General features: G+C 70.9%; 24 protein-coding genes, 1 tRNA gene and 1 riboswitch. Of the genes, 7 read left to right on the forward strand and 18 right to left on the reverse strand.

The genetic code is table 11. The features are described 5' to 3' along the window. Nucleotides 1–537 precede the first annotated feature (537 nt). From ABD785_RS24065 to ABD785_RS24075, 3 genes are all read right to left on the reverse strand, one after another. Nucleotides 538–2,082: a TROVE domain-containing protein gene (locus ABD785_RS24065; RefSeq protein ID WP_344832266.1), complete on the reverse strand. Its 1,545-nt coding sequence runs from the start codon at nucleotides 2,080–2,082 to the stop codon at nucleotides 538–540. A 117-nt stretch (nucleotides 2,083–2,199) separates the two neighbouring features. After that, nucleotides 2,200–2,341: transfer RNA gene (locus tag ABD785_RS24070), tRNA-OTHER, on the reverse strand. A 233-nt stretch (nucleotides 2,342–2,574) separates the two neighbouring features. Then, nucleotides 2,575–3,501: an NADP-dependent oxidoreductase gene (locus ABD785_RS24075; protein WP_344832269.1), complete on the reverse strand. Its 927-nt coding sequence runs from the start codon at nucleotides 3,499–3,501 to the stop codon at nucleotides 2,575–2,577. Between the two features lie 97 nt (nucleotides 3,502–3,598). Here ABD785_RS24075 and ABD785_RS24080 point away from each other — a divergent pair, with 97 nt between their 5' ends. After that, complete coding sequence (locus ABD785_RS24080; protein WP_344832271.1) at nucleotides 3,599–4,027, forward strand: winged helix-turn-helix transcriptional regulator; 429 nt, start codon at nucleotides 3,599–3,601, stop codon at nucleotides 4,025–4,027. Here ABD785_RS24080 and ABD785_RS24085 read toward each other — a convergent pair. Together ABD785_RS24085 and groL are read right to left on the reverse strand one after the other, a co-directional pair. After that, a complete protein-coding gene (locus ABD785_RS24085; RefSeq protein WP_344832273.1) occupies nucleotides 4,002–4,325 on the reverse strand; it encodes a hypothetical protein in 324 nt (107 codons plus the stop codon). The genes ABD785_RS24080 and ABD785_RS24085 overlap by 26 nt on opposite strands. A gap of 133 nt (nucleotides 4,326–4,458) precedes the next feature. Beyond that, a complete protein-coding gene (gene groL, locus ABD785_RS24090; RefSeq protein ID WP_344832276.1) occupies nucleotides 4,459–6,087 on the reverse strand; it encodes a chaperonin GroEL in 1,629 nt (542 codons plus the stop codon). Nucleotides 6,088–6,654: 567 nt separating this feature from the next. Between groL and ABD785_RS24095 the strand changes: the two genes are divergently transcribed. Then, a complete protein-coding gene (locus tag ABD785_RS24095; RefSeq protein ID WP_344832278.1) occupies nucleotides 6,655–7,182 on the forward strand; it encodes a hypothetical protein in 528 nt (175 codons plus the stop codon). Between the two features lie 49 nt (nucleotides 7,183–7,231). Here the strand turns inward: ABD785_RS24095 and ABD785_RS24100 are convergent, their stop codons facing one another. From ABD785_RS24100 to thrC, 3 genes are all read right to left on the reverse strand, one after another. Further along, nucleotides 7,232–7,432, reverse strand: a complete 201-nt coding sequence (locus tag ABD785_RS24100) for a cold-shock protein (protein WP_344832279.1) — start codon at nucleotides 7,430–7,432, stop codon at nucleotides 7,232–7,234. Nucleotides 7,433–7,605: 173 nt separating this feature from the next. Continuing rightward, entirely contained in the window at nucleotides 7,606–7,881 is a 276-nt protein-coding gene (locus ABD785_RS24105; RefSeq protein ID WP_344832281.1) for a MoaD/ThiS family protein, read from the reverse strand. 5 nt (nucleotides 7,882–7,886) lie between these two features. Then, a complete protein-coding gene (gene thrC / locus ABD785_RS24110) occupies nucleotides 7,887–9,119 on the reverse strand; it encodes a threonine synthase (protein WP_344832283.1) in 1,233 nt (410 codons plus the stop codon). A 15-nt stretch (nucleotides 9,120–9,134) separates the two neighbouring features. Beyond that, nucleotides 9,135–9,273: riboswitch (SAM riboswitch) on the reverse strand. A 185-nt stretch (nucleotides 9,274–9,458) separates the two neighbouring features. Here thrC and ABD785_RS24115 point away from each other — a divergent pair. Together ABD785_RS24115 and ABD785_RS24120 are read left to right on the forward strand one after the other, a co-directional pair. Next, nucleotides 9,459–10,883, forward strand: coding sequence for an alpha,alpha-trehalose-phosphate synthase (UDP-forming) (locus tag ABD785_RS24115; protein ID WP_344832285.1), 1,425 nt, complete (start codon nucleotides 9,459–9,461; stop codon nucleotides 10,881–10,883). A gap of 61 nt (nucleotides 10,884–10,944) precedes the next feature. After that, nucleotides 10,945–11,340, forward strand: a complete 396-nt coding sequence (locus tag ABD785_RS24120; protein WP_344832287.1) for a type II toxin-antitoxin system PemK/MazF family toxin — start codon at nucleotides 10,945–10,947, stop codon at nucleotides 11,338–11,340. A 25-nt stretch (nucleotides 11,341–11,365) separates the two neighbouring features. On the opposite strand, the gene ABD785_RS24125 is transcribed toward ABD785_RS24120, so the two are convergent. Then, on the reverse strand, nucleotides 11,366–11,917 hold the full coding sequence (locus ABD785_RS24125) for an RNA polymerase sigma factor (protein ID WP_344832290.1): 552 nt from the start codon (nucleotides 11,915–11,917) through the stop codon (nucleotides 11,366–11,368). A 124-nt stretch (nucleotides 11,918–12,041) separates the two neighbouring features. On the opposite strand from ABD785_RS24125, the gene ABD785_RS24130 reads away from it, so the two are divergent. Continuing rightward, a complete protein-coding gene (locus tag ABD785_RS24130; protein WP_344832767.1) occupies nucleotides 12,042–13,775 on the forward strand; it encodes a serine/threonine-protein kinase in 1,734 nt (577 codons plus the stop codon). On the opposite strand, the gene ABD785_RS24135 is transcribed toward ABD785_RS24130, so the two are convergent. The 3 genes from ABD785_RS24135 to ABD785_RS24145 form a co-directional block, all read right to left on the reverse strand. Further along, on the reverse strand, nucleotides 13,772–14,653 hold the full coding sequence (locus ABD785_RS24135) for an RNA polymerase sigma-70 factor (protein ID WP_344832291.1): 882 nt from the start codon (nucleotides 14,651–14,653) through the stop codon (nucleotides 13,772–13,774). The genes ABD785_RS24130 and ABD785_RS24135 overlap by 4 nt on opposite strands. Next, nucleotides 14,653–15,774 carry an NAD(P)/FAD-dependent oxidoreductase gene (locus ABD785_RS24140; protein ID WP_344832293.1) on the reverse strand — a complete coding sequence of 374 codons (1,122 nt, stop codon included), beginning with the start codon at nucleotides 15,772–15,774 and terminating at the stop codon, nucleotides 14,653–14,655. The genes ABD785_RS24135 and ABD785_RS24140 overlap by 1 nt, the downstream gene beginning before the upstream one ends. A gap of 154 nt (nucleotides 15,775–15,928) precedes the next feature. Then, nucleotides 15,929–17,098 carry an FAD-dependent oxidoreductase gene (locus ABD785_RS24145; RefSeq protein WP_344832294.1) on the reverse strand — a complete coding sequence of 390 codons (1,170 nt, stop codon included), beginning with the start codon at nucleotides 17,096–17,098 and terminating at the stop codon, nucleotides 15,929–15,931. A 118-nt stretch (nucleotides 17,099–17,216) separates the two neighbouring features. Between ABD785_RS24145 and ABD785_RS24150 the strand changes: the two genes are divergently transcribed. Next, nucleotides 17,217–17,849 (forward strand): PadR family transcriptional regulator, encoded by a 633-nt coding sequence (locus tag ABD785_RS24150; RefSeq protein ID WP_344832296.1) that lies wholly within the window; start codon nucleotides 17,217–17,219, stop codon nucleotides 17,847–17,849. Between the two features lie 91 nt (nucleotides 17,850–17,940). On the opposite strand, the gene ABD785_RS24155 is transcribed toward ABD785_RS24150, so the two are convergent. After that, the gene (locus tag ABD785_RS24155; protein WP_344832299.1) at nucleotides 17,941–19,389 is read right to left on the reverse strand and encodes a serine/threonine-protein kinase; all 1,449 of its coding nucleotides are present in this window, start codon (nucleotides 19,387–19,389) and stop codon (nucleotides 17,941–17,943) included. 169 nt (nucleotides 19,390–19,558) lie between these two features. Between ABD785_RS24155 and ABD785_RS24160 the strand changes: the two genes are divergently transcribed. Then, nucleotides 19,559–20,086 carry a hypothetical protein gene (locus tag ABD785_RS24160; RefSeq protein ID WP_344832301.1) on the forward strand — a complete coding sequence of 176 codons (528 nt, stop codon included), beginning with the start codon at nucleotides 19,559–19,561 and terminating at the stop codon, nucleotides 20,084–20,086. Nucleotides 20,087–20,093: 7 nt separating this feature from the next. Here the strand turns inward: ABD785_RS24160 and ABD785_RS24165 are convergent, their stop codons facing one another. The 5 genes from ABD785_RS24165 to ABD785_RS24185 all read right to left on the reverse strand — a co-directional run bounded on the left by ABD785_RS24165 (nucleotide 20,094) and on the right by ABD785_RS24185 (nucleotide 26,012). Continuing rightward, nucleotides 20,094–22,064 (reverse strand): serine/threonine protein kinase, encoded by a 1,971-nt coding sequence (locus ABD785_RS24165; protein ID WP_344832303.1) that lies wholly within the window; start codon nucleotides 22,062–22,064, stop codon nucleotides 20,094–20,096. 60 nt (nucleotides 22,065–22,124) lie between these two features. Then, a complete protein-coding gene (locus ABD785_RS24170) occupies nucleotides 22,125–22,778 on the reverse strand; it encodes a hypothetical protein (protein ID WP_344832306.1) in 654 nt (217 codons plus the stop codon). Between the two features lie 241 nt (nucleotides 22,779–23,019). Continuing rightward, entirely contained in the window at nucleotides 23,020–23,799 is a 780-nt protein-coding gene (gene otsB, locus ABD785_RS24175) for a trehalose-phosphatase (protein ID WP_425547814.1), read from the reverse strand. Nucleotides 23,800–23,867: 68 nt separating this feature from the next. Beyond that, nucleotides 23,868–24,194: a DUF3263 domain-containing protein gene (locus ABD785_RS24180; RefSeq protein ID WP_344832308.1), complete on the reverse strand. Its 327-nt coding sequence runs from the start codon at nucleotides 24,192–24,194 to the stop codon at nucleotides 23,868–23,870. Between the two features lie 321 nt (nucleotides 24,195–24,515). Beyond that, nucleotides 24,516–26,012 (reverse strand): MDR family MFS transporter, encoded by a 1,497-nt coding sequence (locus tag ABD785_RS24185; RefSeq protein ID WP_344832310.1) that lies wholly within the window; start codon nucleotides 26,010–26,012, stop codon nucleotides 24,516–24,518. Nucleotides 26,013–26,079 lie beyond the last annotated feature (67 nt).

Genomic DNA, 26,079 nt, shown 5'->3' on the forward strand with positions numbered 1-26,079 from the left:
AGAAATCCTCAGACGAGGATGTACATGACCAGAACCGAAGTCCCGGCCATTATTTTGGCACTGACTTTTAGCACGCTGTTGAGTTCTCAAGAAACGGTGTCGCTTCGCCTTCGGCCCTTGCGGACCTCCTTCGGAGCAACCCTTCTAACTTACCAGGCTGGGGAAGTTTGTCAACTTCCATCCCGCCCTGCCCCGGTTCCTGCCCTTCCGGACCTGTTTCGGAGCAGCCTCTCTAACCTACCAGCCCTGTCCGGAGTGTCAAACTCCGTCCCGTTCTGTCCGCTTTAGACGCGGCAAGCCGCACCTTCAGCAGGTGGATCGAGTGGGTTCCTCTGCCGACCGGCCGCCCCTAGGTGTGACCCTGGTGGCGTCCCGCACTCGGCGAGGCGAAGAGAAACTTATGCCCGCGAGCGGGGAACGTCAAACTGGCGCGCCCGGCGTGTTCCACGGGGCTGGTGAGACCACGCCGCGAGCTGCGGCGGAACGCCCGAAAGGCGGTGTCTCCCGGGACTCCGGAAGACACCGCCTCGTGGTGCGTCAGAACGGCCAGTCGGCGTTCCGGCCCGCCTCGATCAGCGGGATCATCGCGAAGGCGTGGTCGGACAGGCCGCCGAACACGTGGCGCCGTGCCCGGCCCGAGGGGCCGTGACCGTGCTGGTACCCGACCAGGTTCCAGGTGTAGACCGGCACCTTCGCCGGGACCGCCGCGGTCGGGTCGTTGCCCCGCGCGGTCCCCCAGACCTGCTCGTCGGTGACGATCAGGACCCGGTCGTGCCCCTTGTAGTGCGCCCGGACGGCCGCCGCGGTCTCGGTGCCGCCGAGGTCGCCGAACCGCTCGACCAGCTGGAGAACGGACTCGCCCCTGTTGAATCCGATCTCCCGGTGCGACGAGCCGAACTCCACCAGCGTCGCCTTCTCCGCCCGCAGCGCCAGGGCGCTGCCGAAGACCGCCGCCGTGTCGGCGAAGGTCATCTGCGAACGCTCCGAGGTGCTCCAGAACATCGAGCCCGACCGGTCCACCAGGATCAGCGTCCGGCCCGGCAGCGCCGGAACGTTGGTGAGCGAGGCGTCGAGCGCCTGGCTCAGCGCCCACCCCCACCGCAGCGACGGTGCCGCACGGTGGGCGGCGAGGTAGCGCATGGGCAGGACCCGTGCACCGCCCTTGCGGCTCACCAGCCGGTCGGCGACCTTCGCCGCCACCTTGTCGCCGACGCCCGCCTGGTCGAAGTTCCGCAGGTTGCGGAGCTGGGCCAGGTAGCCCATCGACGGGATGAGCGCCGTCCAGACGCGGGCGTCGAGCGGACCCTGGAGCCAGCCCGCGACCGACTCCCAGGTCATGCCCGCCTCGGCGAGACGGCCGGCCGCGTCGGCGTGCTCGACCAGGGCGCGGCGCTCGGCCACCGGCAGCGCCAGCAGCTTCGCCCGGGCCCGCAGGACGGGCAGCGACGCGGGGATCTCCTCGTCCCGGCCGTGCCGGCGGTCGATCGCGTAGCGGAACAGGTCGCCCTGCGCCGCGTCGGCCGGGGCCGGGTGGGTCAGCTCCAGGACGTCGCCGAACCGGAAGGCGCCGCTGTCGTACTTGGCCAGGGCCCGCTCGGTGTAGAGCCGCCGCACCGCGTCGCCGACACCGCGCTTGACCGGCTTGGGCAGCGCCCGGCCGAAGCGGGAGGTCCAGTAGGCGAGCAGTTCGCCCGGCTCGTCGGCGCGCTGGAGCGCGGCGTCGATCAGCCGGCGGTTGCCGCCGTGCAGCGACCCGCAGAGCCGGGACATGACGCCCTCGGCGGCGGCGACCACGGACGCGGTCCGCAGGCCGGCGTCGCCGCGCAGCCAGCCGATGAACCGGACCAGCCAGTCCGGGTCGCTCAGCGCGACCTCGCCGACGAGTGTCCGGAACCGCGCGTCCCGGTCGGTGGCCGCCTCGTAGAACGCGGACTCGCCGACCATGTTCGAGACGGCGAGCAGAAAGAGGGCGGACTTGGTGTCGCGCTCGTAGCCGTCGCCCCCCTCGTGGGTGCGGCCGCCGCGAAGCGACGTGATCGGGCTGAGGACACCGGTGGAAGAGGCGCGGTTGAACTTGGACATGGCTGTACTCCGAGAATGAGCACCGGAAAACGAAAGAGAAGGGAAGAAAAGGGGGCTGCCCGAGATCAAGGGCGGCGACGGTGTCTTGGTGCTCTGCCACTGAGCTACCGGCACAGGTATGCCGGGCGGGATTCGAACCCGCGACCTCCCCATTAAGAGTGGAAGTAACCGTCACCTGCGCACCGGGCAGGTCTGGTTCCCCTCGAGATCGAAAGCGGCTGCGGAGGTCTCATTGCTCTGCCGACTGAGCTACCGGCACGAACGCGCCGGGCGGGACTCGAACCCGCGACCCATGAAATAGGAAGTATCCGCTGCCTGCGCACCGAGGGGAAGTCTTCGCCGCAGGGTCCGGTCAGGGCCTTCGAGGGCCTCTGCGGAGGCGGCGATTCTGTTTCCGCATCTGCTCTCTCATCGCTCTGCCTCCTTTCCGGCCGTTCCTGCTGACATGCAGAACTCTGCCTCATCCGGGAATGGCGTGCAACGCATTAACGGTCAGGGGGACAGGACGACCTTTCCGGTGACGCGGCCCGAGGCGAGCAGTTCGTGCGCCTTCGCCGCCTCGGCCAGGGGGAACTCCGCCTCGATGTGGACCGTCAGACGGCCCTCGGCCACCAGCGCGGCCACGCGGGCGAGGTCGTGGGCGGACGGGCGGACCGAGACGACGGCGAAGCGGACGCCGAGGGCGGCGGCGCGGGAGTCGTCGAAGCCGGGGTTGCCGCCGACCGCCGCCACGAGGAGGCCGCCGGGCCTGAGGACCCGGGCCGACTTCTCGCCGTGGACCCCGCCGAGCAGGTCGAGGACCACATCGACACCGGTCAGGTCGCCGTAGTCGGCCGTGGTGTGGTCGATCAGCTCGTCGGCGCCGAGCTCCTTCAGGAACGCGTGCTTGGCGGAGGAGGCCGTGCCGATCACGTGGGCGCCGCGCGTCTTGGCGATCTGGACGGCCAGATGGCCGACGCCGCCCGCGGCCCGGTGGACGAGCACCCGCTGCCCGGGGCGCAGGTCGGCGACACCGGCGAGGGCCTGCCAGGCCGTGAGCGCCGCCAGGGGAAGTGCTCCCGCCCGGAGGGTGCTCAGCCCGTCCGGGATGCGGGCCAGGTCGTTCGGGTCCGCCAGGACGTACTCGGCGTAGGCGTCGCCCGCCGCCGGGTAGGCGCTGAGCCCGAACACCGCGTCGCCGGGGGCGAACTGGGTGATGCCGGGGCCGACCTCCTCGACGGTGCCCGCCACGTCCCAGCCGAGGGTGAAGGGCGGGGTGAGCAGGGGGAAGGCCCCGGCCCTGACGAACAGATCGACCTGGTTGACGCCCGCGGCACCGACCTTGACCAGGACCTGCCCGAAGCCGGGCCGGGGCCGTTCGACCTCGGTGACCGTGAGGACCGACGGGTCTCCGTACTGCCGCTGGGTGACGATGCGCATCTCGTGCTCCTCGCTCGGTGTCTTCGTGCTCTGCACCGATCATGACCGAGGTGGTATCTTTCGGTAAGAAGGCACCTTCGAGGAATATAGGTACCCCGTGGATACCGCTCCTGACCAGCGAATTCGCTTCGACGCCAATGCCTACCTGGCCGAGTGTGCGTCCCGGACGGTCCTCACCGCCCTCGCCGACAAGTGGACCCTGCTGCTCGTCGACGCGCTCAAGGACGGGCCGGTCCGCTTCGGTGAGCTGCGGAGGCGCATCGGCGGCATCACCCAGAAGTCGCTGACGTCCTCCCTGCGGGGCCTGGAGCGCGACGGCATGGTGATCCGGACGATCTATCCGACGATCCCGCCGAAGGTCGAGTACGAGCTGAGCCCGCTCGGGCGGAGCGTCGTCGCGCTGGTGGCCGGGATCAAGGACTGGGCGGAGGGGCACGTCGACGAGATCCTGCTGGCACGCGAGCGGTACGACCTGCTGGCCGAGCAGGAGGTCCGGCCGGTCAGGTCAGCAGATAGCCCCCGATGAACAGGATCGCCCCGGCGGCGATCCAGAGGGCGGCCGTCAGCAGGAGCAGGGTGTCGAGCTCCTGGGGGTGATCGCGAAGCAGGAGCCAGCCGAGGACGCCGAAGATCCCCGCGGGGACGGCGAGCGCCACCGACAGCTCGACGGCGCGCCGGTAGTCGTCCAGGCAGGCGCGGTCGGCCGTGCAGAAGGCGTCACCGCCCCACCCGCCGGCCGCGGAGAAGATCCACAGCACGGCGAGCAGCAGATTCGCTGACGCGGGGAGGACAGGTGAGATCCCCCAGCGCGGGGGGCGTCGCATGTCATCGGGGTACCCGCGCCGGGCGGTCCGCGAACGTGATCGGGGCCGAACATGCGCGGTAAACGCTGGAAGGACGGCCCCCTTCACGGGAGGCCGCCCTTCGTCAAAAGCGTCCTGCTGCGGTGGGACGGACTTAGAAGTCCATGCCTCCGCCGTCGGGCATGCCGCCGCCGGGGGCCGGGTTCTTCTCCGGCTTCTCGGCGATGACGGCCTCGGTGGTCAGGAACAGCGCCGCGATGGACGCCGCGTTCTGCAGCGCCGAGCGGGTGACCTTGGCCGGGTCGATGATGCCGTGGCCGAACATGTCCACGTACTCACCGGTCGCGGCGTTGAGGCCCTGGCCCGCGGGGAGCGAGCGGACCTTCTCCACCACGACGCCGCCCTCGAGGCCGGCGTTGACGGCGATCTGCTTGAGGGGCTCCTCGAGCGCCTTCTTCACGATCGCGGCACCGGTGGCCTCGTCGCCGGACAGGTCCAGCTTGTCGAACGCGCCGACGGACGCCTGGATCAGCGCCACGCCACCGCCGGGAACGATGCCCTCCTCGACGGCCGCCTTCGCGTTGCGAACGGCGTCCTCGATGCGGTGCTTGCGCTCCTTGAGCTCGACCTCGGTCGCGGCACCGGCCTTGATGACGGCCACGCCGCCCGCGAGCTTGGCCAGGCGCTCCTGGAGCTTCTCGCGGTCGTAGTCGGAGTCGGTGTTGTCGATCTCAGTGCGGATCTGGTTGACCCGGCCCTGAATGTCGTTGGCGTCGCCGACGCCCTCGATGATCGTGGTCTCGTCCTTGGCGATGACGACCTTGCGGGCGCGGCCCAGCTGGTCGATGGTCACCGAGTCGAGCTTGAGGCCGATCTCCTCGGAGATGACCTGGCCGCCGGTCAGCACGGCGATGTCGCCGAGCATGGCCTTGCGGCGGTCACCGAAGCCCGGAGCCTTGACGGCCACGGACTTGAAGATGCCACGGATCTTGTTGACGACCAGGGTGGCCAGGGCCTCGCCCTCGACGTCCTCGGCGATGATCAGCAGCGGCTTGCCGGCCTGCATGACCTGCTCGAGCACCGGCAGGAGGTCCTTGTTGGAGGACGCCTTGCCCTGAACGATCAGGATGAACGGGTCGTCGAGAACCGCTTCCATGCGCTCGGGGTCGGTGACGAAGTAGGGCGAGATGTAGCCCTTGTCGAAGCGCATGCCCTCGGTGAGCTCGAGCTCCAGCCCGAAGGCGTTGCTCTCCTCGACCGTGATGACGCCTTCCTTGCCGACCTTGTCCATCGCCTCGGCGATGAGCGCACCGATCTCGGTGTCGGCGGCGGAGATGGAGGCGGTGGAGGCGATCTGCTCCTTGGTCTCCACGTCCTTCGACAGCTGCGAGAGCTGCTCGGAGACGGCGGCGACGGCGGCCTCGATGCCCTTCTTCAGGGACATCGGGTTGGCGCCGGCGGCCACGTTCCGCAGGCCCTCACGGACCAGGGCCTGGGCCAGCACGGTGGCGGTGGTGGTGCCGTCACCCGCGACGTCGTCGGTCTTCTTGGCGACTTCCTTGACGAGCTCCGCCCCGATCTTCTCCCACGGGTCCTCGAGCTCGATCTCCTTGGCGATGGACACACCGTCGTTGGTGATCGTGGGGGCGCCCCACTTCTTCTCCAGGACGACGTTGCGGCCCTTCGGGCCAAGCGTCACCTTGACGGCGTCCGCCAGCTGGTTCATGCCACGCTCGAGACCGCGCCGGGCCTCCTCGTTGAACGCGATCATCTTGGCAGCCATAGGCTCCAGATCCTCCTTCAGAGTGGATGCGGAACATGGCGGATCGGAGCGACGCCCGCGACGGACGGCAAGCCCCCTCGAGAAGCCCCATGTACGGCCCCCCAGGCGACGAACCTCGTCGACCCGATCCAGATAAGTTCGATTATCACTCTCCTAGGGAGAGTGCCAGTTACTGTCTAGCACTCCCCCTAGGAGAGTGCAAGCGGAACGCATCCTGAGCAGGGGATGGACTGGGCCGGGAGGGCCGACGAGGGCCTACAGGACGAAGGTGGGAAACCCGACGATCGCCGTCAGAGCGAACCGAAGGGCATCCGGTACCGAGCAGACGGCCGTACGGGAGCGGAGGCCCGGCGGCTCCGGCCGTTCGTGCCGCCCCGGACCGACCGCCGCCCGGCCGGACGAAGATCGATCCACGCCGCGCGACACGTCGTCGACCTGTGAATTCGTCCAGATGATGGCCGGACACGGCCATTCCCTAACCGCATTCGCGCGGGATGAAGCGACCTGCCCGGCGCCTAGCTTGGCGAACTCCTGAGGACGAGTACAAGCGGGCGGAGCGTGGGGTCCTTGAACGGTGACCAGTGGAAGCTGATCGGTAGCTTCGTGGTCGGAGTGAGCGCCATCCTCGCTGGAGGCGGGGCCGTCTGGGCGGCCGCCGAAGCGCACTGGGTCGGCGAACGGCAGCAGTCGATCAACGCGACCAGCAGCGCGACGATCAAAGAACCGGCGGACGGACGGAACGGCGGGTGCGCGAGCATCAGCTACGAGGGAACGACGCTCCGCGGCACGGCGAAGCTGCTCCACGGCGAGCAGCTGTGGGTGCTCACCCTGGCGACGGGCGAGGGCAAGTTCTACACCAGCCAGGATCATGTCGCGGTCGGCCCCGACGGGTCCTGGAACCGCAAGGTCGACCAGATCGGTATTCCGGGAGCGAAGGGCAAGGGCGGCAGGTTCCAGCTGGTCGTGCTCCGGGCGAACCTCAACGCGGCCAACTACTTCGTCGTCAGCACTCAGAAGAAGAAGGCCAACGGTTACGACAGGCTCCCGCCGGGCGCCGTGAGCCTGGACCAGGTCTGCGTCGAGCGCACCAGCTGAAGGGGCCGCGGCACCCGGGGGGGTGACGCGGCTCCTCCGGGTCGGCCGCCTAGAGCTGGCGGACGAGGTCGGCCTGGGGGCCTCGGTCGGATTGGGTGATCTCGAATTCGACTCGCTGGCCCTGTTCGAGGGAGCGGTAGCCGTCCATCTGGATGGAGGAGTGGTGGACGAAGACGTCGCGGCCCCCGTCGACGGCGATGAAGCCGTAGCCCTTGTCCGCGTTGAACCACTTCACGGTGCCTAGCGCCATGCTGAACCCTGCCTGGAGCCACGGCCCCCCTGGACCGTGGAACGGAAAAGATGGCACGGAACATACCGGGGCATATTTGGCGGAATCTTCTTACGGCCGGGATCGGCCATAAGGGCGGAGCAGAAGGGGCTCGCCCATTTTTACAGGCGAGCCCCTTCTGTAAAGAACGGTGTTCAGCCGCCCGCGACCGCCGGGATGATCGAGACCTGAGTGCCGTCGGGGGTGGGGGTGTCCAGGCCTTCGGCGAAACGGACGTCCTCTTCGCCGACATAGACGTTGACGAAACGGCGGAGCTTGCCGGTGTCGTCGAGAATGCGCGCGGAGATCCCGGAGAACTGTGCCTCCAGGTCGCTGACGAGCTCGCGGAGCGTCGCGCCGGTGGCCTTCACTTCCGATTCCCCGCCCGTGTACGTGCGGAGGATCGTCGGGATGCGGACGGAAACAGACATGTCGATCAGACCAATCCGGTAGCGCGGAACGCCTCGAGAGTGGGCGCGATGTTGGCGGACGGCTTGGCCACGTCGGCCACGGCGTCCAGGGTCTTCAGGCCTTCGCCCGAATTGATGATCACGGTCTCCAGGGACGGGTCGAGCTGCCCGGTGTCGATGAGCTTCTTCAGCACGCCGACCGTCACGCCGCCCGCGGTCTCGGCGAAGATCCCCTCCGTGCGGGCCAGCAGCCGGATGCCCTCGACGACCTCGGCGTCGGTGACGTCCTCGATGGCGCCGCCGGTACGGCGGGCCACGTCCAGGACGTAGGGGCCGTCGGCCGGGTTGCCGATCGCCAGGGACTTGGCGATCGTGGCGGGCTTGACCGGGCGGACCACGTCGTGGCCGGCCTTGAACGCGGCCGAGACCGGGGAGCAGCCCTCGGCCTGGGCGCCGTAGACCTTGTACGGCCTGTCCTCGACGAGCCCGAGCTTGATCAGCTCCTGGAACGCCTTGTCGATCTTGGTGATCTGCGACCCGGACGCGATCGGCACGACGATCTGGTCGGGCAGCCGCCAGCCGAGCTGCTCGGCGATCTCGTAACCGAGGGTCTTGGAGCCCTCGGCGTAGAAGGGACGGACGTTGACGTTGACGAACGCCCAGTCCTCCTGCTCCCCCGCCAGCTCCGACGCCAGCCGGTTCACGTCGTCGTAGTTGCCGTCGACCGTCACGAAGGTGCCGTCGTACACGGCGGTGGTGATGATCTTCTGCTGCTCCAGGTCGGAGGGGACGAACACCGCGCTCCGGATCCCGGCCCTGGCCGCCGCGGCGGCGACGGCGTTGGCGAGGTTGCCGGTCGAGGGGCAGGCGAGCACCTTGAAGCCGAGCTCACGGGCGGCGGCGAGCGCGACGCCGACGACGCGGTCCTTGAAGGAGTGGGTCGGGTTGCCGGAGTCGTCCTTCACCCACAGGTTCTGCAGGCCCAGCGCGGACGCCAGCTGGTCGGCCTTGACGAGCCGGGTGAAGCCGGGCTCGGTGTTGGGGATGTCGGCGACGTTCGGGGGGACCGGGAGAAGGTCCTTGTAGCGCCAGATGTTGTGCGGGCCCGCCTCGATCGCCTCACGGGTGACCTTGGAGAGGTCGTAGGCGACTTCGAGCGGGCCGAAACACTGCTCACACGCGTAGAAGGGGCCGAGTTCGACCGAGTGGCCGCATTCACGGCAGACGAGCGCGGTGGCGTTACCCAGATTCGCGGGCATGGTGGCGAGGCCTCTCCCTCATCTTCCCTGTGCACCACTGTGGTCACAGGCCGGAGTTGGCACCTGTCCCGACCGGGCCTCGCAGGAGCGCGGGCTGATCGGGAGGGTTGCCGGGGCTTCGCAGGGCCGGTCCCTCCACCCCTCTGGATGAGCGGCCCGCCGGGAACGGCAGGCCTTATGAAGTTGTGTGCCTGACTTTACATCAGGTGTCCGTTTGTCCGCGCGCACCGTCTCACTCCTCGGACGCCGCACCGCGTGGAACGTGCCCGAATGTGTGCTTGATCACCCATGGCCGCCCCGGGGAGTCATGGAATTCTCCCTCATGCGACACTGCGTCACATGCAGGTACTCGTCGCCAGCAATCGCGGGCCCGTTTCCTTCTCCCAGACCGACGACGGCACCCTGACCATGCGAAGAGGCGGCGGCGGGCTGGTGTCGGGCCTGGCGTCGGTCGCGGCGGGCACCGACCTGGTGTGGGTGTGCGCGGCCCTGTCGGAGGCCGACCGGATCGCCGCCCGCCAGGATCCGCACGGACGGCTGGACGCCGCCGGCCACGAGACGGGCGCCGTCCGCATGCTGGACATCCCGGAGTCGACCTTCGAGCGGGCCTACAACTCGATCGCCAACTCGACCCTGTGGTTCGTGCACCACATGCTCTACTACACCCCCACCGCACCGCACTTCGACGCCCGCGCCCGCCGCGACTGGCAGTCCTACGAGGCCTACAACGCGGCCTTCGCCGACGCGCTCGCCCAGGACGCCAGGCCGGGCGCGAAGGTCGCCGTGCAGGACTACCACCTGACGCTCGTCCCGGCGATGCTGCGTGAGCGCCGTCCCGATCTGAGGATCTCCCACTTCTCGCACACGCCGTGGGCTCCGCCGGAGTACTACCGGCTGCTCCCCGACGACATCGGCGTCCAGATCCTGGAGGGCATCCTCGGCGCCGACCACGCGGGGTTCCTCTGCGAGCGCTGGGCCGAGGCGTTCCTGGACTGCTGCGAGGAGATCCTCGGCGCGAAGGTCGACCGGCTGGACCGGCGGGTCACCCACCAGGGCAGGGTCACCGGGGTCGGCGTCCACAGCCTGGGGGTCGACGGCGGAGCGCTGCGCGACCGGGCCGCCGAGGAGGACGTCGCCGACCGCAAGATCCAGCTCCGCGACCAGGTCGGCGACCGGCAGATGATCATCAGGATCGACAGGACCGAGCTGTCGAAGAACATCGTGCGCGGGCTGGCCGCCTACTGGGAGCTGCTGCTCGACCATCCCGAATGGCACGGCAGGGTCGTCCACGTCGCCTTCGCCTACCCGTCGCGCACCGACGTGCCGGAGTACCGCGAGTACACCACGGCGGTCGAGCGGATGGCCGCGGAGATCAACGACGAGTTCGGCACCGACGACTGGACGCCGCTGATCCTCCAGGTCAAGGACGACTACGCCCGCTCTCTCGCGGCCTACGCCGTCGCCGACGTGCTGGTCGTGAACCCGATCAGGGACGGCATGAACCTGGTCGCCAAGGAGGGCCCGATCCTGTCGGAGAAGGGCTGCGCCCTGGTGCTGTCGCGGGAGGCCGGGGCCGCCTCCGAGCTGCAGGAGGACGCCCTCATGGTCAATCCCTACGACGTCTCGCAGACGGCCAGGGCCCTCAACCGGGCTCTGCTGATGCCACCGGAGGAGCGCAGGAAGCGCACCGCCCGGCTGGTGGAGGCCGCCACGGCCCTGCCGCCGCAGCGGTGGTTCGCCGACCAGCTCGCCGCGCTGGACTGAGACCGGCCGGCCGCGTCACCCGGGCGGTCTCCTGGTGGACGTCCCGCTATGCTCCGGGCGCGTGAGCATCCGTGAGGTCTACTCCGCCGAGCACGTCGCGTCCCTCGAGTACTCCCCCGAACTGGACGGCCTCGCCGACCCTGGCGAGATCGTCTGGGCCTGGGTCCCCTTCGAGGAGGACCCGTCCCAGGGAAAGGACCGGCCGCTGCTCGTCATCGGGCGGCACCGGAAACTGCTGCTGGCGATGCAGCTGACCAGCAAGGCCCACGAGGACGCGCTGCCGCTGGGCCCGGGCGCGTGGGACCGCGAGGGCAGGCCGTCCTACCTGCGGCTCGACCGGGTCTTCACCCTCGCCGAGGGCGACCTGCGCCGGGAGGGAGCGATCATGGACGGCGACCTGTTCGCCAAAGTCGCCTCGGTGCTGATGGCCCACCACGGCTGGCAGGTCCGCCGCTGATTCCGCGGCGGACCCTCGCGGGGGATCAGCCGTAGGACTCGCCCAGGGTGGCGCGGACCTGCTTGCGGGCCTCGTGGATGCGGGACTTGACGGTGCCGAGCGGCAGGTTGAGCTGCTCGGCGATCTCGCTGTACTCCAGCTGGGAGACGTCGCGCAGGACCAGGGCCTGGATCAGGTCGGGCTTGCGGGCCTCCAGGTCCTCCATCGCGTCGAGGATGTCGACGCGGGAACCCGCGATCACCGAGGTGCGGCGCGGGTCGGGACGCTGCGAGGGCAGCTCGCCGGCCTGCTCGACGCTGCGGCGCTTCAGGGAGCGGTAGGTGGAGCGGGCGGAGTTCGCCACGACCACGTGCAGCCAGGTGGAGAAGCGGCTGCGGCCCTCGAACCGGTGGATGTTGCGGGCGACCTGGAGCAGGGCGTCCTGGCAGGCCTCCTCGGCGTCCTGCCGGCAGGGCAGGAACCGGCCCGCGTGCCGGAGGACGTCGTTCTGGATCAGGCCGAGCAGGTCGTTGAGCGCGCCCTGATCTCCCTTGGCGGCCTTCAGCGCCAGCTCTTCTGTTCGTTCGTTGAACGCCATGCCGCCCTCTTGCTCGTCATAGGCCACAGGGCCTGTCGCCCGCGCCTACACGTTACGAGTCGCTGACCTTGGAAGATCCAGCTCCCCATCTTGACCACTCATTGGGCATGATATCGGGGTGTCCATGCCTACGGCCGTCGGCCGTTACCGAATTGATCGCGTCCTCGGGCAGGGGGCTTTCGCCTCCGTCTGGCTCGGCCTCGACGACGACCTGAACGACCGGGTCGCCATCAAGGTCCTTTCCGGCAGCCTGCTGGACGACCTGGACGTGCGCAACAGGTTCCTGGAGGAAGCGCGCATTCTGCGCCGGGCGGACTCCGAGCGCCTGGTGCGCGTCCACGAGTTCGGCGAGCTTCCCGACGGGCGTCCGTACTTCGTGATGTCGCACGCGGACCGCGGATCTCTCGCGGACCGGATGGCGGGACGACCACTTCCGGTCACCGAGGCGCTCGGGCTGATCGAGGAGATCGCCCGCGGCGTCGAGGTGATCAACGAGCTCGGTGTGATCCACCGCGATCTGAAGCCGTCGAACATCCTGTTCCAGACCACCAAGGACGGTCAGGGCGAGCGGTGCCTGATCGCCGACCTGGGCCTGGCCAAGGCGCTGGCGCACGCCTCCGGCGCGTTCACGCTGCCCGTCGGCACACCGGGCTACATGTCCCCCGAGCAGGCGCGCTTCGGCGGAGGCCTGGACGTACGGGCCGACGTGTACGGCATCGGAGCGCTCTCCTACCACCTGCTCACCGGGCGTCCGCCGGGGCCCGCCCCGGTCCGCACCAAGCCCTCGCAGGTCAACCCGGAGATCTCCCCGGCGATCGAGGCCGTGATCCTCAAGGCGCTGGAGGCCAACCGGGACAACCGGTTCGACACCGCGGGCGACTACGCGGACGCCATCGCCGCGCTGCGCAGGGGCGAGTCCCCGCTCCAGGCCCCCTCGGCCGTCCCGCCGGAGGTCACCCAGATCGACCGGCTCCCGGCGGGCTTCGAGCCGTACGCGCGGGTCCAGCCGCCCGCCGCCGCCCAGGACGACATCCCCACCGGGCGCTTCGAGGCCGTCGACCCCGACAAGACCGCCGCGCTCAACTTCCAGCCGCGCGACCGGGACGCCACCTTCCTCGACCCGCGGGCGCTGGTGCAGAACCAGCCGCCGACCCCGCCCGTCCAGCCCGGCGGCTACCAGCCCCCGGCCGGCCCCTACGGCGACCCGCAGTACCGGACGCCGGTCGCGCCCACGCCCAAGGCGGCCAACCGGCTGCTGATCCCCGCGGTCGTCGCGGCGGGCGTCCTGGTGATCGGCGCGGTCGCGGTGGTGCTGGTGAAGGTCAGCGGGGGCGGTGACAGCGGCAAGAAGACGCCGCCGCCCGCGAACGTGGTCAGCCTGACCGACGCCGCGGCGAAGATCACTGTCTCGGTGCCGAAGGAGTGGCAGCAGGACGCCACCGAGCAGACCTGGTCGCCCGCCGCCAACAACCTGACCGGCGACGCCTCGACGACCCGCCCGGTGCTGCGCGCCTCGACCGACCCGACCAGGTTCCGGGGCGTCGAGCAGACCAACGGCGGGGTCTTCATCGGGCTCACCACGGCCCCCACCCCGATGCCCGCGACGCTCTCCGACCACGCGAGGGCCGGGAACGGCGGCTGCACCAAGGGGAACAGCTCGACCAAGACCGTCGGCACGCTGACGTTCACGATCACCGACTGGACGGCCTGCAAGACCGGCGTCCCGGTGATCAAAGAGATCGCGGCCGTCGACTCCTCGAAGACCTTCGGCGCCTGGATCCGGATCAAGCAGGCGACCGGCGCCGCCGACGTGACGAACCAGATCCTCGACTCGCTCAAGCTCAGCGCCCCCGCCTAGAAGGCGAGGCTCGCCCCCTTCGCGAGGGGGGCGAGCTTGTCGGGGTTGGCGATGTTGTGGACGGTCGTGACGCGGCCGTCGGCGTCCAGGTCGACCGAGAGGGTGGCCAGCGGGCCCGCGGGCGAGGAGACGAACAGGGCGGGGCCGCCGTTCAGCTCGACGGTCGTGAAGACCATGTCCTCGATCGCGACGCCCTCGTAGGGCCGGGAGGCGACCCCCGTCAGCCAGGGGGCGACCCGCTCGGCGCCGACCACCGGGCGGAGCGCCTGGCGGACCTTGCCGCCGCCGTCGGTCCACAGGGTGACGTCGGGGGCGAGGACCTCCATCAGCGCGTTGATGTCGCCGCCGGTCGCGGCCGCCAGGAACCGGTCGGTGGCCGCCTTCTTCTCCTGTGGGGAGGCGCGGAAGCGCGGCCGGTGCTCCTCGACGTGCGCCCTGGCCCGGTGCGCGAGCTGCCGGACGGTCGCCTCCGACCGGTCGATGGCGACGGCGATCTCGGTGTGCGGGACCCCGAAGACGTCCTTCAGGACGAACACCGCCCGCTCCAGCGGGGTCAGCCGCTCCAGGACCACGAGCATCGCCAGCGAGACCGACTCGGCCCGCTCCGCCGACTCGGCGATGTCGGGGCCGGTCAGCACCGGTTCGGGCAGCCACGGGCCCACGTAGGTCTCGCGTCTGCGCTGCCCTGACCTGAGCCGGTCGACGGCCAGGTTGGTGACGATCCTGACCAGGTAGGCGCGGGGCTCGGCGACCCCGGAGCGGTCCGCGGAGGACCAGCTGATCCAGGCGTCCTGGACGGCGTCCTCCGCGTCGGCCGCGCTCCCGAGGATCCGGTAGGCGACCGCGAACAGGTAGTTCCGGTGGTCTTCGAAGGACATCAGTGCCTCCAGAGGACGACTCCAGCGCTCTTCTTGATCATTCCATAGGTCTTCCAGGGGCTCGAGCTGACGAACTCCTTGTAGGCGACGGCGCTGCGGCCGGTCAGCAGGAATCGTCCGGGGGTGTCGTCGCGGCGGGTGAACTGGATGACGGCGTCGCGGCGGCCGAGGCTGACCGGCTGGTGCATGTACCCGAACCGGAACGGCCGGGGCGTCCTTCCGCGCAGCTCGGCGGCGATGGCCCTGGCGGCGTGGGCCGCGGTCGGGATGCCGCTCTGGCAGGTGCCGTGGAGCACGCCGTGCTCCACGGTGACGGCGGCCGCGTCGCCGACGGCGCAGATCTCGGGGTGGGAGACCGAGCGGAGGTACCGGTCGACCACGACGCGGCCCCGGTCGTCGACCGTCAGGCCGGCGTCGCGGGCGAGCGGGGCGACCCGGACGCCCGTGGTCCACAGGACGGCGTCGGCGGAGAGGAGTTCCCCGCCGGCGAGCTCGACGGCGCCGGGAAGGACCTTCTCGATCGTCACCCCGGACCTGACGGTCACGCCGAGCCGGTCGAGGGCGGCGCGGAGGTGGGCGCGCGCCCGGTCGCCCATCATCGCGCCGGGTTCGTCGCGGCCCGCGAGCACGACCCGGACGCCGGCGTTCCGCTCGGCGATCTCCGCCGCGGCCTCGACGCCCGTCAGGCCGCTGCCCGCGACGAGCACGGTCCCGCCGGCGGCCGCGGCGAACCGGGCGGCGTCCCGCGGGCCGTCGAGAATGTGGGCGTGCTCGGCGGCGCCCGGGACGTTCGTGGTGTCGGCGACGCTGCCGAGCGCGTACACCAGGCGGTCGTAGGCGAGCCCGGTGCCGTCCTCGAGGACCACCCTGCGCTCGTCGGCGGCGATCGAGGCGGCCCTGCCCAGGACGAACCGGACGCCCGTGCCCTCCAGCATCGCCGGGATGTCGAGACGGGCGAGGGCCTCGCCGGCGGCCACCTGGTGGAGGCGCAGGCGCTCGGTGAACCGTTCCGACGGGTTGACCAGGGTCACCCTGACCTCCCGCCCGCGGGTCCTGCGGGCGAGGCCCAGCGCGGCGGTCATGCCGGTGTATCCGGCGCCCAGAACCAGGATCTCGGTCATCTTCGTTTCCTCTCGTGTCGCGGTTGCACACGGGGAGACGGAAACGGGACCCGGAAGCGTGACAGTGATCCGGGTCACACCCGCACGGCGCCCTGAGGCGCCGAGAAGGCCGTGGCGCCCGCGCTGGGTCCGGAACCCCGGGCGGAGCCCGCGATCACCTCTCGGCCGGGGCCAGGGGCACCTGGACGTGCTCCGGCCGCAGCCCCTTGGCGATCAGCGACACGGCGGCCCGCTGGAGCGGCCGCACGTATGACAGGTACCGGACCGGCGGCGGCGAGGCGCCCTCGAGCGCCGGGGCGATGACCCGGTCCTGGATCGTGAGCTGGAGCCGCTGAATCACGACCGTGGCGGGGGTGCGGCGGCGCTGGACGGCGGCCAGGTGCCGCGAGCTCAGGTTCCCCTCCAGCAGGGGCCGGTACAGCAGGTTCGCCGCGGCGACCGCGTCCTGGACGGCCAGGTTGATGCCCACTCCAAGGACGGGCGACATGGCGTGGGCGGCGTCGCCGATGCACAGCAGGCCGGGCCGGTGCCAGCGGCGCAGCCGGTTCACCTGGACGGTCAGCCGGCTGATCGCGTCGATCTCGGCGACCCGTCCGGCGAGGAAGGGCAGCAGCTTCGCGACGTGCGGCCGGACGGTCTCCGGATCCTCGACGGGGTCGCCCTTCGGCACGATGTAGCCGAGCTGCCAGTAGGTCTCCCGGTTGATGGCGACCATCATCTTCCCCGTGCCGAGCCGCAGGATCGGGTCCTCCGGATCGTCCGGGACGCGGGGCAGCCGGAACCAGCCGACGTCCATCGGCGCCCCGTGCTCGCGGAGCGGCAGCCCCGCGCGGAGCACCGAGGACCGGCCGTCGGCGGCGACGGTCAGATCGGCCCTGATCCTGCGCTCGGCGCCCTCGGGGTCGCGGTAGAGGACACCGTCGCCGGTGAAGGACAGGGCCTCGCAGCGCATCCGCAGGTCGAAGTTCGGGAAGGCGCGGGCGGCCTCGGCGAGCAGGTCGAGGAAGTCCCACTGGGGGACGAAGGCGATGTAGGGGTGGCGGCCCCTCAGCTGGGAGAGGTCGCCGATCGTCACGGTGTCGGTGTCGGTGACCGCGGTGATCTTCCTGGCGTGGCGCTGCGGGAGCCCGGCGAACCGGGCGCCCAGGCCGAGCTCGTCGAGGATCTCCAGGGTCGACGGGTGGACCGTGTCGCCCCGGAAGTCGCGCAGGAAGTCCGCGTGCTTCTCCAGGACCACGACCTTGACCCCGGCCCTGGCCAGCAGGAGCCCGAGCATCATCCCCGCCGGACCGCCCCCGGCGATCACGCAGGTCGTCTCTTCCATGCCCCCACCCTGCCCGGCGGGAGGGGGCCGAACCAGGCCCACTTGTCAACGACATGTTTCCGATATATCGTTGAGACATCGACAACCAGTCGAGATCGTTCACAGAAGGAGAACCACCATGTACCGCGAACACGAACACCACGAACCCGAACACCACCGGCGCGGACGCGGCGGCTTCCCGGGCGGGCGCAGGGGCGAGGGTCCCGGTCCGCGCGGCGAGGGCCTCGGCAGGCGCGGCGACTTCTGCCCCTGGGGCGGCCCGGGAGGACCGGGCGGCTTCGGCGGTCCCGGCCTGCGCGGCGGACGCCGCGGAGCGCGCCGGATGCCGCGCGGCAACGTCAGGGCCGCGATCCTGGCCCTGCTCGCCGAGCGGCCGATGCACGGCTACGAGATGATCGGCGAGCTCGACACCCGCACCGGCGGGATCTGGCGGCCGAGCCCCGGCTCGGTCTACCCGACCCTCCAGCTCCTCGAGGACGAGGAACTCGTCACGAGCGTCGAGCAGGGCGGCAAGCGCCTGTTCACGATCACCGAGGCGGGCCGCACCGAGGCCGGGCGCAGCCCCGAGCCGTGGCGCGAGGTCGCCGATCAGGCGGGCGAGTCCGCGCCGCACGCCCGCGACTCGATCGGCCAGCTCGTCCTGGCTCTCAAGCAGGTCCTGCACGCCGGCGACGACGACCAGCAGGCCCGCGCCCTGAAGATCGTCGACGATGCCCGCAAGAAGCTCTACGGCATCCTCGCCGAGGACTGAGCGATGGCGGCGAACCTGACGGCCCTGTTCCTGAGGCTGGCTCTCTCCCGCGCGGCCGCCCGTACCGCCCTGGCCGTCGAGGCCCTCGCGGCTAAGCGAACGGCAGAGTGATGGGCCGGGCCACGAAGCGCGGCTGCGACACGAAGACGCCCAGATCACTCTGGGCGAGGTCGCCCGGAACCGGGTCGACCGTCGAGATCCGCAGCACGTACGAGGCGTGGGGCGGCATGGTGAACATGCCGTCCCGCAGCCCCGGCTCCGGCGAGCCCGCGAGCCTCTCCTGCACGACCGTCGCCGAGGGCAGCGAGCACATCGCGTCCGTCGCCGGCGCGCACCTGGCGGCCAGCGAGACGGGCAGCGCGCCCTTGCGCAGCAGCAGCTCGCCCGGCATGACCAGCGCGATCGTCCGGCGCGAGACGTTGTCGAGCTCGTACTCGGCGAACGGGCGCCCCTCGATCGTCCCGCCGCGCAGCGCCCTGATCCGGTAGTCGCCCCGCAGCTGCACCGAGGAGTCGGCGGCCGCGACCGGTGTGATCACCGTGTCGCTCGCGGTGCCCGGCTGACCGAACTTCACGATCCCCGCGCCCACGACCAGCGGGATCAGCACCGAGGCCGCGACGAGCAGCGGGCGCAGCGGCGCCGACTGCACCCCCGAGAGCCCGAGGTAGGGCTGGATCGGCTCCGGCGCCGGCGAGTGCGGCGCCGGCACCCGCACCACCGACAGCGACGGCCACGAGCGGGCGGACGGCGCGGTCGTCCCCGTCAGCTCCAGCAGGATCTGCTGCGCGGAGGGCCGCGACCGCGGCTCCTTGGCCAGGCAGTCGATGACCAGGGCGCGGAGCTGGCCGTCCAGGTCGCCGAGATCGGGAACCCCGGTGACGATCCGCTCGACCACCTCGGAGATCGCGCCGTCGCCGAACGGAGGCCTGCCCGTCGCGGCGTAGACCACCAGGCAGCCCCACGCCCACACGTCGACGGCCGAGCCGACCTCGCCGCCCGACACCTGCTCGGGAGCGCGGAACGACGGCCCGCCCATGACGCCGCGCACTCCCCCCGAGTCCAGCGCCGAGCCGTACCCGAAGTCGATGACACGGGGCCCGCCCGCGTCGAGCAGGACGTTCCCCGGCCGCAGATCCCGGTGGATCACCCCGGCCCTGTGCAGCGCCCACAGCGCCCCGGCGACCCCGATCGCCAGCCGGGTCAGCGGCGGCCCGAACCGCGCGCCGGCCGCCTCCACCACATGCTGGAGCGACAGCCCGTTCACGTACTCGGAGGCGATGTAGGGGGCGCCGCGCTCCATGCCGGCGCCGAGCACCCGGGCGACCCCGGGATCGTCGACCCTCTGCGCGGTGGCCAGCTCGTGCGCGAACCTCGCGCGGAGCCGGTGGTTACCGCCGAACCTGGCGTGCAGCAGCTTGACCGCGGCGACGTCGCCGTCCCGATGGGCCAGGTAGACGACGCCCTGCGGGCCGCGCCCCAGCCGGCCGGCGAGCCGGTAGGGGCCGACGGCCTGGGGGTCGGCTGGCCGCAGCGCTTCCATGCCGTTGATTCTCTCCACCGGCCGCGAACTCATGACGTCGCCTCCCCTGTCCGTATGTGGCCATCACGGCGCCCGCCGGGCCCCCGATGGTGAGATCGTCGTTCCCTGATCCACGCCCTGGGCCGTGTCTTACGGATCTTGTCCGTGGCGAGCGGAGGAGAACGCGACCTTGAAGACCGCCGACATCGTGACCGGGGCCCTCGAGGCACCGGGGATGGTCATGCCCTTCTCCCCCGCCGCGGGGGAGGCCGTGGCCGTCGCCCGCTGGAAGGATCCCTCGGGGCTCGGCGGCGTCCTGCTGCTGCGGCGGCGGCGCGACGGCCTGCTGCTGGGCGAGGCCGAGTTCGCCGTCCGCGGGCCCGGCGGATGGCAGCCGCTCGGGATCAACGCGGGTTCCAGCGGCTATGCCGACCTCTTCGAGGTGAAGCCCGCCGACCGGCAGGTCTCGGTGCTCGGCGCGGGCGAGTTCTGGGCGACCCCGCCGGGCGGTGCCGAGGCCGTCCGGGTCAGGTACCTCGAACTCGCCGTGGGCAAGGCCGTCACCGAGGTCGGCGCGTGGCGGGAGGAGGGCGTCCCGCTGGCGGCCCATCCGGTGTCGCCCGTCCGCGCCTGCCTCGCCGGGGTGTGCGGGGAGGGACCCGTGGTCTTCACCGCGCACGCCTCCGGGTACGAGGTGTGGCGCCACGCCGTGGACTGAGCCGCCGTCAGGGAAGGACGACCTCCCTGGCCTCGCGGTCCTTGAAGAACCGCACGTCCCAGACGTAGAGCTTCAGGTCCTCGGCCGGGTCGATGCCGTCCTCGACCGGACGGTCCCCGCTGACGCGCAGCAGGTAGGACGCGCCGCCCGGCATGGCCTCCACCCCGTCGACGATCACCGGCGGGCCCGCCTTGTCGAGGTAGGCCTTGACCACGGTGCGGTTCTTGACGCTGCAGAAGGCCTTGTCCGCACCGGCCTGCTCCATGCAGCCGACGCTCTTGTCCTCGACCTGGTCGGTGCGCACGAACAGGTCGCCGACCTCCTCTATCGGGACGGGCTGCGCGGTCACGTTAGTGAGCACGTACTCGATGTAGGGGTACTTCTTGCCGTCGTTCTCCTCGACGCCCGCCTTGACCGCGGCCATCGTGTAGCTGTGCAGGTCCGTGTTGGTCAGGCTCAGCGGGGTTCCCGCGGGCGGGGCCGCGGCGGACGTGGCGGTGCCGGTGTTGACGACCGTCTTCTGGTCGGAGGGCGTCGAGCCGGTCTTCTCCCCGCCCGGCCACAGCAGGAACGCCGCGAGACCGGCCACGGCGAGGAGCCCGGCCACCCCGGCGAACGTCCCGTTCCTGGTCGTGGCCCTGCGCCTGCGGGCCCGCTGCATGGCCCGCAGTTCGAGCCGGGAGACCGCGGGATGGGTCCCGGTCCCGAAGGAGCCCTCGGGGCCGCCGCCGAGGGCGCCGCCGTCACCGAACGGGCCCTGGCCCCCCGCCCTGCCGGAGCCGAAGCCGGGGTCGGCCGGGCGGCCTCCGCCGGGGCCGAAGGAGGGGTCGTGCGGGGCCCGCCCGCCGGTGGGCTGGTCCTCCATGCGCCGCCGGCCGCGTCCGTAGGTGTTCTCGCCGGGGCCGCGTCCGGGGTCGAACGCCGGGCGCGGGGGTTCCTGGCCGAAGGAGCGGGCGGCGGAGGGGCCGGTGCCGGGGTCGAAGGCCGGGCGGGGCGCGGCGGGGCCGAGACGCGGCTCGACCGGCAGGGACGCCCCGGAGTCGTACGGGCTCGGCGGTGCCGGCTTGGCCCGGCGGCCGCGTCCTCGGTAGCCGGGGTCGCGGGACGGTTGCGAGCCGATGGGGTCGTCGGCGGAGGCGCCTGAGCCGATCAGGTCGAGCAGGAGCTGGTCGGCCGAGGGGCGGGCGGCCGGGTTCTTGTGCAGGCAGGCCGCGGCGAGCTCGCGCAGCCCTCCGGCGAGCCGGCCCAGCTCCGGCTGCTCGTTGAGGATCCGGTTGATGACGACCGAGATCGAGTCGTTGCCGAAGGGCGGCTGCCCGCAGGAGGCGTAGACCAGGGTCGAGGCCCAGGCGAACACGTCCACCGCGGTGCTGACGGGTGCGCGGGCGAACTGCTCGGGCGCCATGTAGGCGGGGGTGCCGACCGGGCCGCCGCTGGAGATGCTGCTGGTCGTCAGGTCGAGGGCGCGGGCGACGCCGAAGTCGATGACGCGGGGGCCGTCGGGGCCGAGCAGCACGTTCGACGGCTTGAAGTCGCGGTGCACGACCCCCGCCTTGTGGATCGCGACGAGCGCCGTGGCGGTGCCGATGGCGAGCCGGTTGAGCTGGCTGCCCTCACGCGGGCCCCACTCGGCGACGGTCCGCTTCAGCGACAGGCCGTGGATGTACTCCGAGGCGATGTAGGGGATGTCGCCCTCGACGTCCGCGGCGAGGATGCGCGCGGTGCAGAACGGGTCGACCTTCTGGGCGGCCGCCAGTTCGTAGGCGAAGGCGCCCCTGGCGCGAGGGTTTCCGGTGAAGCGCGTGTGCAGCAGCTTGACGGCGACAGGCTCGCCGCTCTCGGACAGGCCCTGGAAGACGACGCCCTGGCCGCCCTCGCCGAGCCGTCCCATCAGCCTGAACGGGCCGATCTGACCAGGGTCTCCCGGTCTCAGCGGTTCCGCCTCGGGCATGAACGTCCCCCGTGTGCTCTGTCGCATGGTCGAAGATTGTGGCCGAAACCTTAGGACGAGTCAGCACCAACTTGCCAATTTGCGAATTTATTTCGGAAACGGGACGGGATGCCCCACGCGGTCGCGGTAGAAGCGGCTCGCCCACAACCACAGCGAGACGTCCTCCGCGGCGACGCCCTGCTTCATCGGAACGGCCGCCGTGACCCGGACGAGATAGGAGGAACCGGGCGGCATATACCAGTCGGCGCCCTCCTTGCGGAGCTGCGGGGAGCCCCCGACGGCGCCGATCAGCTTGGCCTTGTTGCGGGGGCTGCACGCCCCCCTGACGCCCTCGGTGAGATTGCACGGAGTGCCCTTGGGCAGCACCCTCGTGGCCACGAAGAGATCGACCGGCATCGCGAGAAGTGCCTCGTCAGAGCCCATGTTGGTCACCGTGTACTCGGCCCACGGCACCTGGCCGGACAGGCCCGCCCTGACCCCGGCGAACTGGTAGTCGAAGCCGTCGGTCGACCCGGCCCGCAGGGGCTCTCCGGCCTTCACGTCCGCCACCGGGGAGACCGGCGCCGAACGCGGGGCGTTCCGCGCGGAATCGTCGCCCGAGGGCCAGAAGACGAGCACGGCGATGAGCGCCACCGCCAACGGGACCGCGCCGAAAGCGAAGGTCATCACCCGCCGGTTGGTCTTCCTCCGCCGCTCCGCCCGGGCCTGCATCCGCTCGTGGCTGCGCCGCGAAGGGGGCACCCGCTCGCCCCGCGGACCTTCGAATCGGAAGTTCCCCGACCGTCGACCGCCGCCCTGCTGCGTCATGACCCACCTCCACGCTCAACCGCACGGAAGCGTAGTGACCCTCGCCACTCGCGAAAACCCCTGCCCCACCCCTTTCACCCGGAAAAAGTCCGCTTACGGCCACCTGCACCGTCTCCTGACAGGCCTTGTCAGGGTGCGTCACCGGGCTGTGCCGGTCGGCGAGCGCTTTCCGAGGTCAGTGCTCCAGGGCGCCGGCGAGCTCGGCGAGGAGGGCGACGACGCCCTCGGGACCGTCGACGACGATGTCGGCCCGGTCGGCCAGCGCGGTGACCTCGTCGGAGCCGGAGCAGACCTTGAGGGCGGGCAGGCCGAGCGCGTCGGCGGCGGCGAAGGCGGCGAGGTCGCCCAGGTCGTCGCCCGCCACCAGGAGGGCTCCCGCCTTGGTCTCCCGCGCGTAGGCGGTCAGCGCCGCGCCCTTGTCGACGCCGGGCGGGCGGAGCTCCAGCACGAAGCGGCCCGGCTCCACGTGGAGGCCGGTGCGCTCGGCCAGGGCGTCGACGATGGAGCGGAGGCGGTCCAGCGTGACCTGCGGCTCGGCGGCCTGGCGGGTGTGGACGGCCAGGGCGTGGCCCTTGTCCTCGACGAGGACGCCCGCGGGCTGGCGCTCGAGGATCAGGGGGAGCTTGCGGCGGGCCTCCGCGACGCCCGGGTGCTCCTCGGGCGTGGTGTAGGTGCCGTCCGACCACCGTTCGAGCCCGTACTGGCCGAGGACGGTCAGGTTCGGGATCGTCTCGAAGCCGCCGTACTCCACGGCGGACAGGGCCGGACGGCCCGTGATGATGACGAGGGAACGCACGTGCGGGGCCAGGCGCCGCAGCACCGGGGCCGCCTGGGGATGGGCCCGGGCCGCTGCCGGGTCCGCGACGATCGGGGCGAGGGTGCCGTCGAAGTCGAGGGCGATGACCGCCTCGCCGGAGTGGTCAATGATGGGGGCCAGCACATCGGGAATCGTCACTCCCCACTCTTTACCAGGGGGAGAGGGCTTACCCGTGAACAATCACACAGAGCGAGGAGAAGCCTCGCTCAGGGGTTGAAGCCGTACCTGCGGGCGGCGCGGACGCGCTGCCGCTCCGCCCTGACCCGCTGGAGCCGCTTGATCAGCATCGGGTCGTGCTCGAGGGCTTCGGGGCGGTCGATGACGATGTTCAGCAACTGGTAGTACCGGGTGGCCGACATGTCGAAGGTCTCGCGGATGGCCTGCTCCTTGGCCCCCGCGTGCTTCCACCACTGTCGCTCGAAGGCGAGGATCCTCCGGTCGCGATCGCTCAGCAGATCACCGGGGAAGGCTCTCAGGTCGTCTTGGTCGCCCTCGGCGACCTGAGATGGGTCCGGGGCGTTCGCCGCACTCATCAGGTCCCTTTCGGTGGTTTCTGATCCCGGTCGTCCGGGTTCGGCGGGCCTCACTCTAGCGGGCCGCCACGACACCCGCCCGCCGTTCTGCTTGTCCCTCTACGCGGTTATTCGAACGCCAGTGGCGCTCCTTTTCTGTAATCCCCGGCGACTCGTCGGCAACTTTCGTCACTTCTTTAACAACAGTGGCACTATCACCGCTCTCCAAGCGCGTGACCTGCGGATTGATGGCCATCCGGTGATCGGTCCGAACACGCCGCGACGGCGCCCGCATGGTGCGCGAGCGCCGCCGAAAAGCGGGCGAGAACGGCGAACCGGGAACTAATGCGCCGCTTTCACGAGTTCGGGTTCGGCCTCGGCTCCGGGGGCGCCGCGCAGCGGCTCCTCGCGCAGGAGGAACGCGCACAGGAACGCCACCGCCATGAACGGGACGCCGTAGCGGAACACGTCCGTGAGCGAGACCGCGAAGGCGTTCAGGACGCCGTCGCGGACCGGGGCGGGCAGCGCGTCGATCACCTCGCGGGAGATGGAGGAGGTGCTCGGCAGGTTCCCGCCGGGCGGGATCACGGACCTGATCTCCTCGGTCAGGCGATTGTTGAAGATCGCCCCGAAGACCGCGACGCCGAACGACGCGCCGACCTGGCGGGCGAAGGTCACCGTGGACGTCCCGGAGCCGAGGTCCTTGCGGTCGACCGTGTTCTGCACCGCCAGCACGACGGTCTGCATGACCATGCCGAGCCCGGCGCCGAGCACGACCATGTACAGGCCCGCCTGGCCGCGTCCGGTGTGCACGTCCATGGTGGACAGCAGCGCCATGCCCGCGCCGGCCAGGAAGGTCCCGAGGATCGGGAAGATCCGGTAGCGGCCGGTCCTGGAGATGATCCGGCCCGACACGATGGACGTCGACAGCACGCCGACCATGAGCGGCAGCGTCAGCAGGCCCGAGTTGGTCGCGGACGCCCCCGAGACGATCTGCAGGAACAGCGGGATGAACGACATGCAGCCGAACATCGCGAACCCGGTGAAGAAGCTGACCACGCTGGAGGTCGAGAACGTCCGCGACCTGAACAGCCGCAGCGGGATGATCGGCTCCGCCGCCCTGGTCTCGACGAACGCGAACACCGCCAGCAGCACGGCGCCGCCGATCGCGAGGCCGATGATCGTCGAGGAGCCCCAGGCGTACTGGGTGCCGCCCCAGCTCGTGAACAGGGTGACGCAGGTGACGGCCCCGGCGATGGTGAGCGCGCCGAGGTAGTCGATCTTCGGCTTGCCACCGGGCTTGTGCAGATGCAGCCCGAAGATCGCGACGAGCAGCGCGACCGCGCCGATGGGCAGGTTGACGTAGAAGATCCAGCGCCAGGTCAGGTGGTCGGTGAAGAACCCCCCGACCAGCGGCCCCGCGATGGAGGCGAGGCCGAACATCGCGCCGAACAGGCCCTGGTAGCGGCCGCGCTCGCGCAGCGGCACCACCTCGGCGACGATCGACATCGCGCTGAGCATCAGCCCGCCGCCGCCGAGCCCCTGGACGGCCCGGAAGATGATCAGCTGGGTCATCGACTGGGACATCCCGCACAGCATCGAGCCGACGAGGAAGACCACGATGACGAAGACGAAGACCGGCTTGCGCCCGAACTGGTCGCCGAGCTTCCCGTACAGGGGCATCGCGACGGTCGAGGCGAGCAGGTAGGCGGTGACCACCCAGGAGATGTGCTCGAGTCCGTCGAGGTCACGGACGATCGTTGGCAGCGCGGTCGAGACGATCATCTGATCGAGCGCGGCCAGCAACATGCCGAGCATGAGGCCGGAGATGATGACCATCCTCTGCCGTCTGCTCAGTCGGGGGGTTTCCACAAGGCTCCTTCTTCTGGTGCTGGACCCCTGATAC

The sequence above is a fragment of the Actinocorallia longicatena genome (assembly GCF_039534125.1).
Lineage (GTDB): Bacteria > Actinomycetota > Actinomycetes > Streptosporangiales > Streptosporangiaceae > Actinocorallia > Actinocorallia longicatena.

Excerpts from the sequence above, each read along its gene's own strand:
- ABD785_RS24065 (WP_344832266.1), bottom strand. The coding sequence starts at position 2,082 with ATGTCCAAGTTCAACCGCGCCTCTTCCACCGGTGTCCTCAGCCCGATC.
- ABD785_RS24075 (WP_344832269.1), bottom strand. The coding sequence starts at position 3,501 with ATGCGCATCGTCACCCAGCGGCAGTACGGAGACCCGTCGGTCCTCACG.
- ABD785_RS24085 (WP_344832273.1), bottom strand. The coding sequence starts at position 4,325 with ATGCGACGCCCCCCGCGCTGGGGGATCTCACCTGTCCTCCCCGCGTCA.
- groL (WP_344832276.1), bottom strand. The coding sequence starts at position 6,087 with ATGGCTGCCAAGATGATCGCGTTCAACGAGGAGGCCCGGCGCGGTCTC.
- ABD785_RS24100 (WP_344832279.1), bottom strand. The coding sequence starts at position 7,432 with ATGGCGCTAGGCACCGTGAAGTGGTTCAACGCGGACAAGGGCTACGGC.
- ABD785_RS24105 (WP_344832281.1), bottom strand. The coding sequence starts at position 7,881 with ATGTCTGTTTCCGTCCGCATCCCGACGATCCTCCGCACGTACACGGGC.
- thrC (WP_344832283.1), bottom strand. The coding sequence starts at position 9,119 with ATGCCCGCGAATCTGGGTAACGCCACCGCGCTCGTCTGCCGTGAATGC.
- ABD785_RS24115 (WP_344832285.1), top strand. The coding sequence starts at position 9,459 with ATGCAGGTACTCGTCGCCAGCAATCGCGGGCCCGTTTCCTTCTCCCAG.
- ABD785_RS24125 (WP_344832290.1), bottom strand. The coding sequence starts at position 11,917 with ATGGCGTTCAACGAACGAACAGAAGAGCTGGCGCTGAAGGCCGCCAAG.
- ABD785_RS24130 (WP_344832767.1), top strand. The coding sequence starts at position 12,042 with ATGCCTACGGCCGTCGGCCGTTACCGAATTGATCGCGTCCTCGGGCAG.
- ABD785_RS24135 (WP_344832291.1), bottom strand. The coding sequence starts at position 14,653 with ATGTCCTTCGAAGACCACCGGAACTACCTGTTCGCGGTCGCCTACCGG.
- ABD785_RS24140 (WP_344832293.1), bottom strand. The coding sequence starts at position 15,774 with ATGACCGAGATCCTGGTTCTGGGCGCCGGATACACCGGCATGACCGCC.
- ABD785_RS24145 (WP_344832294.1), bottom strand. The coding sequence starts at position 17,098 with ATGGAAGAGACGACCTGCGTGATCGCCGGGGGCGGTCCGGCGGGGATG.
- ABD785_RS24150 (WP_344832296.1), top strand. The coding sequence starts at position 17,217 with ATGTACCGCGAACACGAACACCACGAACCCGAACACCACCGGCGCGGA.
- ABD785_RS24155 (WP_344832299.1), bottom strand. The coding sequence starts at position 19,389 with ATGGAAGCGCTGCGGCCAGCCGACCCCCAGGCCGTCGGCCCCTACCGG.
- ABD785_RS24165 (WP_344832303.1), bottom strand. The coding sequence starts at position 22,064 with ATGCGACAGAGCACACGGGGGACGTTCATGCCCGAGGCGGAACCGCTG.
- ABD785_RS24180 (WP_344832308.1), bottom strand. The coding sequence starts at position 24,194 with ATGAGTGCGGCGAACGCCCCGGACCCATCTCAGGTCGCCGAGGGCGAC.
- ABD785_RS24185 (WP_344832310.1), bottom strand. The coding sequence starts at position 26,012 with ATGGTCATCATCTCCGGCCTCATGCTCGGCATGTTGCTGGCCGCGCTC.